The organism is Streptomyces sp. NC-S4 (assembly GCF_054353315.1).
Map to the genome: position 1 here is coordinate 2,910,627 of NZ_CM135937.1, position 14,223 is coordinate 2,924,849.

A 14,223-nucleotide genomic window follows, 5' to 3' on the forward strand; every position below is an offset into this window, starting at 1 on the left:
CTCGTCCTCTCCTGCACTGCGTCAGCACGGCGGGCCGTCCCGGCGCCCCGCCCCGAACTAGTACGCGTTCTAGTTCTCCCCGCAGTCTTATGACCTGAGGCCCCGGCACGCAAGGGTCTTGCACGCGGCCTGCACGGATTCCACACGCAACAGTTGGCGCCGCGACCCTTGTCACTTCTAGAACTCGTTACTACCTTCAAGCCAACTTCTGATGGTCCGTCAGACTTTGGAGTTGCCCGATGTCCTGCCCCGCACTGCCCGAAGGCTTCGACGCCACCGACCCGGACCTGCTGCAGAGCCGCGTCCCCTTCCCGGAGTTCGCGCAGCTGCGGCAGACCGCGCCCGTGTGGTGGTGCCCGCAGCCGCGGGGCATCACCGGCTTCGACGACGAGGGCTACTGGGCCGTGACCCGGCACGCGGACGTCAAGTACGTCTCCACGCACCCGGAACTGTTCTCCTCGACCACCAACACCGCGATCATCCGCTTCAACGAGCACATCCAGCGTGATGCGATAGATGCCCAGCGTCTGATCATGCTGAACATGGACCCGCCGGAACACACCCGCGTACGCCAGATCGTGCAGCGCGGCTTCACCCCCCGGGCCATCCGCGGCCTGGAGGAGGCCTTGCGGGACCGCGCCCGGAAGATCGTCGAGGAGGCCGCGGCCACGGCGGCCGACGGCAGTTTCGACTTCGTCACGCAGGTGGCGTGCGAGCTCCCGCTGCAGGCCATCGCCGAACTGATCGGCGTACCGCAGAAGGACCGCGCCAAGATCTTCGACTGGTCGAACAAGATGATCGCCTACGACGACCCGGAGTACGCGATCACCGAGGAGGTCGGCTCCAACGCGGCGATGGAGCTCATCGGTTACGCGATGAACCTCTCCGCCCAGCGCAAGGAATGTCCCGCCAAGGACATCGTCACCCAGCTGGTGGCGGCCGAGGGCCAGGGCAACCTCGGCTCGGACGAGTTCGGCTTCTTCGTGCTGCTGCTGGCCGTCGCGGGCAACGAGACCACGCGCAACGCCATCAGCCACGGCATGCACGCCTTCCTCACCCACCCCGAACAGTGGGAGCTGTACAAGGCGACCCGGCCGTCAACGGCCGCCGAGGAGATCGTCCGCTGGGCCACCCCGGTGGTGTCCTTCCAGCGGACCGCCACCCAGGACACCGAACTGGGCGGCCAGAAGATCAAGGCGGGCGACCGGGTGGGGATGTTCTACTCCTCCGCCAACCACGACCCCGAGGTCTTCACGAACCCGGACGTCTTCGACATCACCCGAGACCCCAACCCCCACCTGGGCTTCGGCGGCGGCGGCCCGCACTTCTGCCTCGGCAAGTCCCTCGCCGTGATGGAGATCGACCTGATCTTCAACGCCCTGGCCGACACCCTCCCGAACCTCCACCTGACATCCGAACCCCCACGCCGCCTCCGCGCGGCCTGGCTCAACGGCATCAAGGAACTCCGCGTTTCCAGCCCCGCCAGCCTGCCATCCGGCCCCGTCGGCGTTTGAGGCGCGGGGTCCGGGGCGGAGCCCCGCAGCGGCGCCGCACCCGTTCGAGTGGCGTCCCGGCCCGAACGGAGTGATCCTGGCAAGCAGCGGCGATCCAGCCGAAGGGGCGCCGGGGCGACATGCGCCCCGGCGCCCCTTCGGCCTTCGGCCTGTGCCGCGCCGCGCCGCACCGGGCCGCACCGGGCCGCACCGGGCCGCACCGATCCAGGGTCACCCCACGCGCAAGATCGCGCACGTCGTGGTCGCATGCGCGTAGAGCTTGCCGTCGTGCGTACCCACGACCCGCGCCTCGGCGGTGGCCGTGCTCCGCCCCACGTGCAGGGCGGTGCCCTCGCATCGCAGCGTCGGGGTGTCCGCCATGACCGGCCGGATCATGTGCACCCCGAGCTGCACCGTGGTGTAGGCGGTACCGGCCGGAAGCAGGGTCATCACCGACGAGCCGAGCGCCGAGTCGAGCAGGGTGGCCAGGAAGCCGCCGTGCACCGTCCCCATGGGGTTGAGCAGGTGGTCTCCGGGGTCCCCCTCGAAGACGGCGACACCCTCGGCCGCCTCGGTGAGCCGGAAGCCCAGGGTGCTCATCATCGACGCGCCGGGCAGCTCGCCCGCCAGGCTTGCCCGGAGGATCTCCAGTCCGCTCATGCCGAGGATCTCGGGGGTCATCTCCGGCCGCGGCTGCCAGGTGTGCGTACGGCTGCGGAGCGGGGCGCTGGTCTCATACGTGGTCACGGTCATGGCACCGACCCTAGGTACGGGCCGGACCGATCGGGAGTGTCGGATCCGGCAGCTTCCGCACGGATTCCGACAACCGGGCGGAGGCCGGTCGGCGCTACCGTGGAGCGGTGAAAGTCGCCGTACTGGCCCTCGACGGGGTCTTCGACTCGGGTATCTCCGCCGTCCTGGACGTGCTGCACACGGCCGACGTGCTGCGCGGCCGGGTGGCCGGAGCCCCGCCGCCGGCCTTCGACATCCGTACGGTCGGCGTGCGGCGCCGGGTCCGCACCGGGCTCGGCCACCGCATCGACGCCGAACCGGCCGCCGCGGCCGAGGACGCGGACCTGCTGGTGGTGCCCGCGCTGATGGAGCGCCGCCCGGACGCCCTCGTCGAGGCCGTCGCGTCGGCCGCGCACCGTCCGGCCCGCCGGGTCCTGGCCGAGGCTCGCGAGCGCGGCACGCCGCTCGCCACCTCCTGCACCGGAACGTTCCTGCTGGCCGAGGCCGGGGTGCTGGACGGACAGCGGGCGACGACCAGCTGGTGGCTGGCCCCCTTCTTCCGGGACCGCTACCGCCGGGTCACGCTCGACGAGACCCGTATGGTCGTCAGCTCCGGCGGGGTCACCACGGCGGGCGCCGCTTTCGGCCATCTCGACCTGGCCCTGTCGATCGTCGGTGCGCGCAGCCCCGCCCTCGCGGATCTGGTCCGGCACTACCTCGTCGTCGACGACCGCGCCTCCCAGGCGGCGTACGCCATCCCCAGTGCCCTGGCCCGCCACGACCCGCTCGTGGCCGCCTTCGAACAGTGGGCGCGGACCCGGCTCGCGGAGCCCGCGCCGATCGCGGACGCGGCCCGGGAGCTCGGCGTGAGCGAGCGCACCCTCCAGCGCGCGGTCGCCCGTACGCTCGGCCGCACTCCCGTCGGGCTGGTGCAGGACCTGCGGGTGGAGCAGGCCGAACACCTGCTCCGCACCACGGACCTGCCGCTGGCGGCGGTCGCCCGGCGGGTCGGGTACGAGAGCCCGGGACCGCTGCGCGCACTGCTGCGCCGACGGCGCGGCACGACCCCCGGGAGCGGAAACGGACGGACGGAGGCCTAGGAGCGCGCCCCGGCGACGGGTTCGGCGGTGGCCGTCCCGTGCGTGTCGTGCCCCGCCCGTTCCGCGTCGTCCCTGCCCTGCTGCGCCGGGAGGCCGACGCGCAGACCCCGCGGCCCCGACAGCACGTACACGAGCCCGAAGCCGGCGGAGACGACCGCGGCCCCGCCCACGGCGTCCAGCACCCAGTGGTTGGCGGTGGCCACGATCGCGCACACCGTGATCAGCGGGTGCAGCGCCCCGAGCAGCTTCTGCCAGCCCTTCGGCGCCAGCACCACGATCACGATCCCGCACCACAGCGACCAGCCGAAGTGCAGCGAGGGCATCGCCGCGTACTGGTTGGAGATCGCGGTCATCGCCCCGTACGAGGGGTTCGCCAGGTCCTGCGGCCCGTGCACGGTGTCGATGAAGCCGAGGCCGGGCATCAGGCGGGGCGGCGCGAGCGGGTAGAGCCAGAAGCCTGCGAGGGCCAGCACCGTGGCCAGGCCCAGCGAGGCCCGCGCCCACCGGTAGTCGCCGGGGCGCCGCCAGTACAGGACCCCCAGGATCGTCAGCGGGACCACGAAGTGGAAGGAGGTGTAGTAGAAGTTGAAGAACGCCTCCAGCCAGGGCGTGCTCACCACGGCGTGGTTCACGGCGTGTTCGATGTCGATGCCCAGCGCGCGCTCGATCCCGTGGATCTGGCTGCCGTTGCCCTCGGCGAGGCTGCGGCTGGTGGGCGCGGCGGCCCGGATGTGCGAGTAGATCGAGTAGCCCACCCGTATCAGCAGGAGTTCCAGCAGCAGGTTCGGGCGGGACAGCACACGCCGCCAGAACGGCATCAGCGGCACCCGCGCCCAGCGGGCCGCCGCGGGCCGCCCGTAGTGGGTGGGGACGGGCTCGCGCCAGTACGCCGACGAGCGCGGCAGGAACGGTACGGCGCAGGCCGCGGCCACCGCGGTGAGCAGCAGTACGTTGTCGCGTACGGGGGCCAGCGCGGCCAGGTTCGGCAGCAGCATCGTGCTCGGCAGGGTCATGGCGAGGACCACGGCCACCGGCCAGACGGGCCGGTCGGCGGCTCGCTTGCCCACCTTGCCGGCGACGGCGAGGAGCACCCACAGCAGTTGGTGGCGCCAGCCGGCCGGGGACACGGCGACGGCCACGCAGCCGGTGACGGCGACGGCGAGCAGCAGCTGGCCGTCGCGGGCGTAGCGGACCGCGCGGCGCAGGCCGATCACGATGACGGCGCCCGCGAGGGCGGCGTAGAGCAGGATCTCGGCGGGTCCGGTCAGGCCGAGGCGCAGCAGCGCGCCGTGCACGGACTGGTTGGCGAGGCCGTCGGGGGCTCCGCCGAGGCCGGTACCGGCCAGGTGCTGGACCCAGTACGTCCAGGAGTCGCGCGGCATGGCCGCCCACGACAGGGCGGTGGCTCCGGCGAAGGTCACGGCGGCGGTGCGCGCGGTGGGGCGGCGTCCGGTCAGCCACAGCAGCGGGGCGAACAGCAGCAGTGCGGGCTGGAGTGCGGCGGCGAGGCCGACGAGGAACCCGGCGGGCCGGTCGCCGGGCACGCGGAACACGGCGAGGAGCACCAGCAGCACGGGCAGGACGGCGGTCCGGCCGGGTGAGGCCGCCTCGCGGACGGGGAGCGAGACCATCATCAGGGCCGTGAGCACGGGCGCGGCGAGCAGTGCGGTGCGCCGCGGCACCGGGTCGGGCAGGCCGCGGGCGGCGACGAGCCCGATGGCGGCGACGCACAGCAGCGTCACGCAGGTCCAGGCGACCTCCAGCGACGGGGCGGCGAGGCCGACCAGCGGCTTGAGGACCAGCCCGGCGAAGGGGGTGTCGGAGAACTGGCCGGTGTCGTAGACCGATCCGGGCAGGCTGCCGGGGAGGTGGAAGCCGTTCAGCCACTCGGCGGGTGGCACCCGCCGTACGGCGGCGGCCTGTCTGACGGCGAGAGCGCCGGCCAGTGCCCACAGGAGCAGGCGAGCCGCCCCGAGTCTGCCGTGATCGCCTATGACTCCGGCATGTCCGTTCGCACCGCTGTGCTCCGCCGCGTTAGCCACGCCTCGCCGGCCTCCCGCCCTGTTGACCGCAACCCTGACTTCGCCTGGCTGCCGCGCTCCATTACCCGCACGACGATATCCCCCACGGGGTGCGTTGGAGGGCCCTCGCGGGCATCGCGAGGACCGACACGCGGGCCGACCTGCGAGGCCTGTCCTGGACTCTCCAGGTGCGGACACCGGACTTCGTGGCGAAGCTGAGGTGGACAGGCATTCCGTGGAGAGGATGGCTCATGTCCATGCTTGACAAGCTCAAGGACCTCATCAAGGGACACCCTGACCAGGCCCGCCAGGGCGTCGAGAAGGCCGGAGACGCCTTCGACGCGAGAACCGGGAACAAGTACCAGAGCCAGGTCGACACGGCGCAGCAGAAGCTCAACGAACAGATCGGCGGCAAGGAGCCGCCGCCCGCGTCCGGGGAGGGTCGGCCGCCTCAGACCTGAGCGGGGCTTTCGGACCGGCACGGCGCAGGGACCGCACCACGGTGCGGTCCCTGCGGCTTTCCGGAGGGGTGGTTGTAGGAGACTGCACGCATGTCGTCAAGGCCGGGCGTACGGCCCGGTCCGTGTTCCATGAGAGGTGTCCTGTGCCTAGCGTCGTAAAGATCAACGTGCTGACGGTGCCCGCCGAGCAGCGGGAGACCCTGGAGCAGCGCTTCGCCTCCCGGGCCGGGATGGTGGAGAGCTCGGACGGGTTCGAGTGGTTCGAGCTGCTGCGCCCGGTGGAGGGCACGGACCAGTACCTGGTCTACACGCGCTGGCGTTCGGAGCAGGATTTCCAGGCCTGGATGGAGGGTCCGATGAAGGCCGCTCACCAGGGCGGCGGCCAGGGCGGTGGCCAGGGTGGCGAGGGCGGTGGCGAGCGGCCGAAGCCGGCGGCTTCCGCCTCGACGGTGTGGTCGTTCGAGGTCGTGCAGCAGGCGGCGCCGAAGCAGGCCTGACGCGATGCGCACGCGCTGCGGGCCCGGATCGGGCCCGCGGCGCGGCGGACGGACCGCGGACGAACGACGGACGGCGGACCGCGGACGGCGGACGGCGGACGGCGGACCGCGGACGGACAGGGGGCGGACGGACGGCGGTCTCGGTCGGGGGTCGGGGGTCGGGGAACTGGCGACGCCTGGAGGGGCATCAGCTCCAGAAGACGTCCTCCTCGTCGATGTCCGCGGTGCACTGGTCGATATCGGTGATCTTGTTGCCGATGATCGTGAAGAAGAGTCCCTGGCGGATCTCGATGCCACGGTCACCGCGGTCGGCGCGCACCGTGTGGAAACTCATCACGTGCCCGCGCCCGTCCGCGAGCACCGATTCCAGATCCACCTGGAAGGTCCCGTCCGTCTCCTCGCCGAGGCGGCGGAAGAGGTCGAGGACGTTCTCCCGCCCCTTGTGGTGCCCGGACAGCGGGTTGCTGCCCGGCACGTGGTGGATGACATCGGCCGTCAGCAACGTGCTCATCGTCTCCATGTCGCCTTTGCCGAAGGCCTCGTAGCCGCGGCGGACCAGGGCACAGTCGGGATGCTCTGACATGGCGTTCCCACCCTCCGGGTACGCAGGGAATGTCCTTTTTCCTATCATCGGCCCGGCCTTGTGGATATTCCACGCGGGAGATCCACCGCGAACTCCACAATGACGCCATGACCACTCACAGCGAACCCCGCACACCCCACCGCACACCCACCCCGTCGTGGACCGTGGCTCCCGAGCCGTTCACCACCCGGGACGCCACCGCCCTGCGCCGCGCGTATTACGCCGAGGTCGCCGGCCGTTACTGGAAACGGCATGTCACCGAGGCCGAGATCGACCAAGGGCTGCTGGACTTCCCGGACGACGGGCTGACCCCGCCGACGGGACAGTTCGTCGTCGGCAGACTGGACGGCGAGCCGCTGGCGTGCGGCGGGATCCGGCTGCTCGACCCCCGGACCGCCGAGCTGACCAGGGTGTACGTCGACCCGCGCGCCCGCGGCACCGGCGGCGGGTCGGCTCTGCTGCAGGTCCTGGAGGCACAGGGCCGTGCGCTCGGCGCCGAGCGGGTCCGGCTGGACACCCGGTCGGACCTCGTCGAGGCCCGGGCACTGTACGCGCGGCACGGGTATGCGGAAATACCGGCCTACAACTCCGGCCCGTACGCGGACCACTGGTTCGAGAAGCGCCTGGCCTGAGCCCGTGCCCCGGCGGCCGCGCCGCACACCGGCACGGCGGCCGCCGCTAGGGGGCGGCGTGGTCCCGGCGCGGCAGGGCGTCGTAGGGCTCCTCGGCGTCGGAACCGCACAGCTCCATGTTGATCTGCCGCACCAGCCTCACCAGGTCCGTCGGACGGTCCGGGCCCCACCAGTCCCCGAGGAGCTCGGCGAGGGACTCCTGCCGGGCCTCGGCGAGCTTCGCGGCGCAGGCGCGCCCCTCGTCCGTCAGGACGAGAGGCAGCCCGTCCCGGACGGCGAGCCCGCGCTCCTCGATCTGCCGGGCGGCGTCCGTCACGACCTTCAGCGGCACGTTGACGCGCTCGGCGAGCAGCGCCGGCTCCGCGGAGCCGTACCTCTTGATCCGCAGCAACAGCCAGCTGGAGGCGGGCAGCAGGTCGTAGCCCGCCTTCTCGGTGATCTTCTCGTAGACGTGGCGGCGGCCCTCACGGGTGCCGAGCACCGACAGGGCGCGGGCGACCTCGTCGCGGGAGGACCGCTGGACCGGGTTGGAGGCCAGGGTCTCCGTCACATCGGGGGCGGTGACCGAGCCGCGGAGCTTGTCCTCCTTCAGGAACCAGGCGATCACGAAGGCGACCAGGACGATCGGCACCGCGTAGAGGAACACGTCCGTGATGGCGGTCGCGTAGGCGTCGAGCACCTGCGGTTGGAGGTCGGCGGGAAGCGCGCCGATGGCTCGCGGGTCCGCCTCCAGCTGCGCGACGCTCGCACCGGCCGGCAGCGTGACGCCCGCGAGGGAGGCGGCCAGCTTGTCGTCGAGCTGGTTGGTGAAGACCGTGCCGAAGATGGCGACGCCGAAGGAGGCGCCGATGGAACGGAAGAAGGTGGCACCGGAGGTGGCGACACCGAGGTCGGCGTAACTGACCGCGTTCTGCACCACGAGGACGAGCACTTGCATGACCAGGCCCAGTCCGGCACCGAAGACGAAGAAGTAGACGCTCATCTCCCAGGTGGAGCTGGTGCGCTGCAACTGGTGCAGAAGGAGCAGACCGATCGCGGTCACCGCCGTGCCCGCGATCGGGAAGACCTTCCAGCGCCCGGTACGGCTGACGATCTGGCCGGAGACGGTGGAGGTGACGAGCATGCCGATCACCATCGGCAGCATGTGGACGCCGGACATGGTCGGTGACACGCCCTGGACGATCTGGAGGAATGTCGGCAGGTAGACCATCGCGCCGAACATCGCGAAGCCGACGACGAAGCTGATCGCCGAGCAGAGCGTGAAGGTGCGGATGCGGAACAGACCGAGCGGCAGGACGGGTTCGGCGGCCCTGCGCTCCACGAGGAGGAAGCAGGCGAGCAGTACGACGGCGAGGACGGCGACGCCGATGATCCGGGCCGAGCCCCAGCCCCAGGTGCCGCCGAGGGAGGCGACGAGTACGAGACAGGTGGCGACGCAGGCGATGAGGAAGGTGCCGAGGTAGTCGATGGTGTGGTGGGAGGAGCGCGCCGGGATGTGCAGGACGGCGGCGATGACGACGAGCGCGACGAGGCCGATCGGGAGGTTGATGTAGAAGACCCAGCGCCACGACAGGTTGTCGACGAACAGGCCGCCCAGCAGCGGGCCCAGCACGCTGGTCGCGCCGAAGACAGCGCCGAAGAGGCCCTGGTACTTACCGCGTTCGCGCGGCGGGACGATGTCGCCGACGATCGCCATCGACAGCACGATCAGTCCGCCGCCGCCCAGGCCCTGGAGGGCGCGGAAGCCGATGAGCTGGGGCATGTCCTGGGCGATCCCGCACAGCGCCGACCCGATGAGGAAGAGGACGATGGCGTACTGGAAGAGCCTCTTGCGTCCGTACTGGTCGCCGAGCTTGCCCCACAGGGGGGTGGCGGCGGTGGAGGCGAGTATGTAGGCGGTGACGACCCAGGACAGGTGCGCCATGCCGCCGAGGTCGCTCACGATGGTCGGCAGGGCGGTGGAGACGATGGTCTGGTCGAGGGCGGCGATCAGCAGGCCCAGCAGCAGGGCTCCGATGGAGACGAGTACGTCACGGGAGGCGTGCTCGGCGGCGGGGCCGGTCTTCTGCGGGTCGAGAACGGGGCCCGGGCCCTGCGCGGTCACATCCTGAGCCATCGATACCTCCTCAGGCCGGATCAACATCTCCATCCTGAGCGGTGTGTCCGGTTATGGCCTCTCGGGCGGTTGGGCGGGCTCCTGCGGGTCTGCATAATCGCAGGCAATAACCAGGGAGGGAGTCCAGTGAGCCGTCAGCACTGTCCAGAATGCGGTGCCGTCGGCGCCGGCTGCAGATGTGTGCCGGGTGTGGGTTTCAACCCCTTGCGCATCCGCCCGTATGTGACGTTGCCCGATCCCGGCGAGTCGGACACCCCGGTGTCCCCGCAGCCGGTGTCCGGGGTGGTGTCGTCGGAGCCCGTACCCGCGGAGGCGTCCGACGACACCCCGGCGTACGGCATACCCGTGCCGCCGCGGGACGGCCCATGGCCTGCGGCGGCCGCCGGGCCTGCGCACGCGTCGGACCCGGCCGAGACGGTCCAGCTGCGGGCCGTCCCGGCAGCGGGCCACGCGTACGGCGGCGAAGCGGGAGGGGGTGGGGGCGGGGGCGGGGGCCCGGAGAAGCGAACCGGCCAGGCCGCCCGCAAGCCGCTCGCGCTGCTGATCGGCGCCGCGGCGGCGGTCGCCCTGAGCGGGACTGCCGTGGCGGTGTGGGCGCTCCCGGGCTCCCCCGAGAAGGAGGCCGTGCTGTTGGACGCGAAGGCGTCGGCGCCCGTGACCAGCGCCGCCCCGGCCGCGCCCTCCGCGAGCCCGTCCCCGAGCAAGGGCAGCCCGTCGCCCTCGGCCTCCCCGTCGCCGAGCGCCTCGAAGTCGGCGTCGCCGTCCCCGTCGCCGAGCGCGTCCCGCACGTCTGCGCCCCCGTCGCCCAGCCCCTCCCCGAGCGCGAGCCGCTCCCCCGGTCCGCCGCCCACGCAGGCCCCGACCCTGCGGCACGGGGATTCGGGCCCGGAGGTGGAGAAGCTCCAGCGGCTGCTGGCGGCGCAGGGCCTGTACCGGGGCAGGATCAGCGGCCGGTTCGACTGGCGGGTGGAGGACGCCCTGTCGGAGTTCCAGTACGACAGGGGCATCGACGATCAGGAGTGGGGCTTCTACGGGCCGGTGACCCGCAAGGCTCTGGAGGGATAAGCGTCACATGTCCGCTGGTGGCGAGCACTGCCCTTTGTTTTGTATCGTGAGGGAACAAAGTGGTTCCGTCCTCACTCCCTGACCGGTGGACGGAACCACTTGTTCTCTTTCCCGCCCCGTCTGGAGCCCCCCGATGCCGGCCAGCACCACCACCGCACCCGTCGCCCTCACCGCCAAGGCCCTGCTCCTGGACATGGACGGCACGATCGTCAACTCCGACGCGGTGGTCGAACGCTGCTGGCACGACTGGGCGCTCTCCCACGGGCTGGACCCGCAGGAGGCCATGAAGGTGGTCCACGGCCGCCAGGGCTACGCCACCATGGCCGTACTCCTGCCGGACCGCCCCATGGAGGTCAACCACGCCGAGAACGCGGTGATGCTGGCCCGCGAAACGGCCGACACCGACGGCGTGGTCCCGGTAGCGGGCGCCCCGGAGTTCATGGCCGCGCTCGACGGCCTGCCGCACGCCCTGGTCACCTCCGCCGACACCGCCCTGGCCACGGCCCGGATGACCGCCGCGGCGCTGCCGATGCCTGAGGTACGCGTCACGGCCGAGTCCGTCCGGGCCAGCAAGCCCGACCCCGAGGGCTTCCTCATGGGCGCCGCCGCACTCGGCGTGGACCCGGCCGACTGCATCGTCTTCGAGGACTCCGCCGCGGGCATCACCGCGGGCCGGGCGGCGGGCATGCGCGTGATCGGCGTGGGCCCCCGCGCGGCCGCCCACGCCCCGACGGCCCATGTACCGGACCTGACGTCACTCCACGTCACGACCACCCCGGACGGCTCGATCACCATCACCCTCGCCCCGAGGGCCTGACACCCGAACGGGGAGGCGGAGTCGGGGTCCGGGGGGCTGGGGGTTGGGGGGGCGGGGGCCGGGTACGCGGAAGCAGACCGGCCGGGGTCACGGCCTGGAGCGGGGTTGCGGGGTAGGCCGGATCCTCTGGGGCGGTGTCGGGGATGTGCTGGGGGTTTCCCGTCAGTCCCATCGTCCCTCCGGGTCGGGCCGCTCCCTCAAGGGCGCTCCCTCCGGTCGCGTCGCTTCGCGATGTCGCTGCGCTCCACCCTTGACCGACCGTCCCGCCCCGGAGAAACGAAAGACTGCCGGGAAGCCCCCAAAGGAACGGGCCGGCACTTCTCGTTCAGGGACGGGGCGTCGGATCCGCCCAGCCCTGTCCCGCGTGAGCCATGGTCGGCAGGCGGGGCCGATCCAGACCGGGGGCCCGGGTCGAGGGGCGCGCCAAATCGCTACGCGCTCCTCACCCCTCAGCGTCCGACGACCGTCTGTGGCTGGACATAGGCCGCCCACAGCCTGGGGCCTTTCTCACCGACAGCGGCCGACGGCCGTCTGTGGCCGTTCACAAGCCGCCCACGGCCCCGGTGCGACGCTCGACCCGCGTCCGGCGACCGTCTGTGGCCGGCCACAAGCCGCCCACGACCCGCAGGCGCTTCTCCCGGGAGGCGTCCGAGGGCCGTCGCGGGGCGAAAAGACGTGGGACAGCGGCTATTCCGCAGTGGATGCGGGTCAGCGCACGTGGGCGCCCAAAAAGGCCGACAGATTGCCCCAATTACCCCTCTTTGGAGGCTGGTTTGTGGTGTGATGCTTGCGCTGACCCGGCTCCACTACGGAATACCCGGACTAGCGGCTGTCCGCCCCTCTCATCAGGTGCTGACGGGAGTCGGTCGCGGTCCTGGAGAAGCGCGTAGCGATCTGGGGCGGCCTGTGCCCGGCCCGGGCCGGTCGTCGGACGCAGGTCGAGCGCCGGACCGAGGCCGTGGGCGGCCTATGCCCAGCCCAAGACGGTCGTCCGACGCTGAGACGTGAGGAGCGCGTAGCGATTTGGCGCGCCCCACCGACCCGGAAGGTGGCTCCTATCGGCCCCGCCTGCCGGCCGTCCCCTACGCCCGACAGGGCTGGGCATCTCCGACCGTCCCCGTCCTGACCCTTGAACGCCCGGCCCGTTCCTCTGGGGGCTTCCCGGCAGTCTTTCGTTTCTCCGGGGCGGGACGGTCGGTCAAGGGTGGCCGCAGGCCATCACGCAGTGACGCGACGAAGGAGCGCCCTTGAGGGACCGGCCCGACCCGGAGGGACGATGGGACTGACGGGAAACCCCCAGCACATCCCCGACACCGCCCCAGAGGATCCCGCCCCACCCGCACCGAAGCCCCCGCCCCGCCGACCGACCCCGCCCCGCCCCGCCAGCTCCCGTACCCCCTACTGCCCCACTCGCCCGTCGATGCGTTCCCGCAGGAAGTCCGCGTGGCCGTTGTGGCGGGCGTATTCCTCGATCATGTGGACCAGGACCTCGCGGAGCTCCATCGGCTGGTCGCCGTGTCCGGGGTCGCCCGTGACGTCCAGGCTGGCGGCCTCCGCGACCAGTTGTTCCGCGAAGGCGACTTCGGCGCGCCAGGTGGCCCATGCGTCCGCGACCACCTCCGGGGCGGCCACCGCGCCGGTGAACTCCCCCGCGCGGTCCTCCTCCGAGCGGTAGTGCCGGCGTATCTCCTGGCCCGCCATGACCTGCCGGAACCAGTACTGTTCGACGCCCGCGAGGTGGCGTACGAGGCCGAGGAGGGACAGGTTGGACGGTTCCACCGAGCGCCGCGCCAGGGCCTCCGCGTCGAGGCCCGCGCACTTGAGCTCCAGCGTCAGGCGCTGGTCGCGCAGGTAGCCGGCGAGTACGGCGCGCTCGCCCTGGAACCCGCCGTCGGTCCGGATGTCCTCGTCGGGGTGGACGAACATGTTGGACCAGCCGAACCGCCGGTCCTCGGCGGGCACCGGTGCGGGCTCGGATCGGGGTGCGGGCTCGGCGGCGGGGCCGGTGGAGGCAGTGGTGTCTGTCACGCGCACGAGCGTGACCCGTACGTCTCCTGCCCGCAAGGAGATATCCGCTGCCGTCGCGGCCCGCACCTGCGACGTGTCAGCCCGCGATCGCCTCGTAGAGCGAGAACGCGGCCAGCGCGGCCATCACGGCGGCCGCGATCTTGGTGATCAGTCGCAGGGGCACGTACTTCATCAGGGTGCGTCCGCCCAGGATGCCGATTCCGGCGACCGCCCACAGGGCGAGCACGGCGCCGATGCCGACCGAGACCGGGTCGTCGTAGCGGGCGGCGAGGTTGGCGGTCATGATCTGGGTCAGGTCACCGAACTCCGCCACCAGGATCAGCATGAAGCCCGCTCCGGAGACCTTCCAGAAGGACTGGTCGGCGGGGGGCTTGACCTCCTCGTCCCCGTCGTCCTTCTTCAGGAGCAGCATGGCCGCGCCCACCAGGAAGAGGATGCCGACGACGGCCTGGACGAGCCGGTGCGGGAGGAGGGTGAGGACGCTGCCTGCGGCGATGGCGAGTGCGACGTGTACGGCGAAGGCGGCGGCGACGCCCGCGAAGACGTAGGAGGCGCGGTAGCGCGTGCCGAGCATCAGGCCGGCGAGGGCCGTCTTGTCGGGGAGTTCGGCAAGGAAGACGACGCCGAAGGCGATCGCCGTGATGCTGAAGCTGAACACGGGGGTGAAACCTCGATCGG

At 71.7% G+C, this 14,223-nt stretch carries 13 protein-coding genes; 7 read left to right on the plus strand and 6 right to left on the minus strand.

The annotated features are described in order from the left end of the window. Positions 1-239: 239 nt before the first annotated feature. Positions 240-1,514: a cytochrome P450 gene (locus tag ACXNSR_RS12645; RefSeq protein ID WP_458642162.1), complete on the plus strand. Its 1,275-nt coding sequence runs from the start codon at positions 240-242 to the stop codon at positions 1,512-1,514. A gap of 210 nt (positions 1,515-1,724) precedes the next feature. Here the strand turns inward: ACXNSR_RS12645 and ACXNSR_RS12650 are convergent, their stop codons facing one another. Next, positions 1,725-2,246 carry a PaaI family thioesterase gene (locus ACXNSR_RS12650; protein ID WP_458642163.1) on the minus strand — a complete coding sequence of 174 codons (522 nt, stop codon included), beginning with the start codon at positions 2,244-2,246 and terminating at the stop codon, positions 1,725-1,727. Positions 2,247-2,353: 107 nt separating this feature from the next. On the opposite strand from ACXNSR_RS12650, the gene ACXNSR_RS12655 reads away from it, so the two are divergent. Further along, positions 2,354-3,325, plus strand: a complete 972-nt coding sequence (locus tag ACXNSR_RS12655) for a GlxA family transcriptional regulator (protein WP_458642164.1) — start codon at positions 2,354-2,356, stop codon at positions 3,323-3,325. Here the strand turns inward: ACXNSR_RS12655 and ACXNSR_RS12660 are convergent. Further along, complete coding sequence (locus ACXNSR_RS12660) at positions 3,322-5,367, minus strand: bifunctional glycosyltransferase 87/phosphatase PAP2 family protein (RefSeq protein WP_458642165.1); 2,046 nt, start codon at positions 5,365-5,367, stop codon at positions 3,322-3,324. The two genes, ACXNSR_RS12655 and ACXNSR_RS12660, sit on opposite strands and share 4 nt — an antisense overlap. Positions 5,368-5,597: 230 nt before the next feature. Here ACXNSR_RS12660 and ACXNSR_RS12665 point away from each other — a divergent pair, with 230 nt between their 5' ends. Beyond that, positions 5,598-5,807: an antitoxin gene (locus ACXNSR_RS12665; RefSeq protein WP_458642166.1), complete on the plus strand. Its 210-nt coding sequence runs from the start codon at positions 5,598-5,600 to the stop codon at positions 5,805-5,807. Between the two features lie 143 nt (positions 5,808-5,950). Continuing rightward, positions 5,951-6,304 (plus strand): antibiotic biosynthesis monooxygenase family protein, encoded by a 354-nt coding sequence (locus ACXNSR_RS12670; protein ID WP_458642167.1) that lies wholly within the window; start codon positions 5,951-5,953, stop codon positions 6,302-6,304. A gap of 187 nt (positions 6,305-6,491) precedes the next feature. Here ACXNSR_RS12670 and ACXNSR_RS12675 read toward each other — a convergent pair whose 3' ends face one another. After that, positions 6,492-6,887, minus strand: a complete 396-nt coding sequence (locus tag ACXNSR_RS12675; protein WP_458642168.1) for a nuclear transport factor 2 family protein — start codon at positions 6,885-6,887, stop codon at positions 6,492-6,494. Between the two features lie 107 nt (positions 6,888-6,994). Here ACXNSR_RS12675 and ACXNSR_RS12680 point away from each other — a divergent pair, with 107 nt between their 5' ends. Further along, the gene (locus ACXNSR_RS12680) at positions 6,995-7,519 is read left to right on the plus strand and encodes a GNAT family N-acetyltransferase (protein WP_458642169.1); all 525 of its coding nucleotides are present in this window, start codon (positions 6,995-6,997) and stop codon (positions 7,517-7,519) included. 46 nt (positions 7,520-7,565) lie between these two features. On the opposite strand, the gene ACXNSR_RS12685 is transcribed toward ACXNSR_RS12680, so the two are convergent. After that, positions 7,566-9,635, minus strand: a complete 2,070-nt coding sequence (locus tag ACXNSR_RS12685) for a DHA2 family efflux MFS transporter permease subunit (RefSeq protein ID WP_458642170.1) — start codon at positions 9,633-9,635, stop codon at positions 7,566-7,568. Between the two features lie 222 nt (positions 9,636-9,857). On the opposite strand from ACXNSR_RS12685, the gene ACXNSR_RS12690 reads away from it, so the two are divergent. Both ACXNSR_RS12690 and ACXNSR_RS12695 read left to right on the plus strand, forming a co-directional pair. Then, entirely contained in the window at positions 9,858-10,700 is an 843-nt protein-coding gene (locus ACXNSR_RS12690) for a peptidoglycan-binding domain-containing protein (protein WP_458642171.1), read from the plus strand. 133 nt (positions 10,701-10,833) lie between these two features. Next, entirely contained in the window at positions 10,834-11,517 is a 684-nt protein-coding gene (locus tag ACXNSR_RS12695) for an HAD-IA family hydrolase (RefSeq protein ID WP_458642172.1), read from the plus strand. A gap of 1,398 nt (positions 11,518-12,915) precedes the next feature. Here ACXNSR_RS12695 and ACXNSR_RS12700 read toward each other — a convergent pair. Next, positions 12,916-13,443: a DinB family protein gene (locus tag ACXNSR_RS12700; RefSeq protein WP_458643287.1), complete on the minus strand. Its 528-nt coding sequence runs from the start codon at positions 13,441-13,443 to the stop codon at positions 12,916-12,918. 178 nt (positions 13,444-13,621) lie between these two features. Then, entirely contained in the window at positions 13,622-14,203 is a 582-nt protein-coding gene (locus tag ACXNSR_RS12705; protein ID WP_327735285.1) for a TMEM165/GDT1 family protein, read from the minus strand. Between the last annotated feature and the right edge of the window lie 20 nt (positions 14,204-14,223).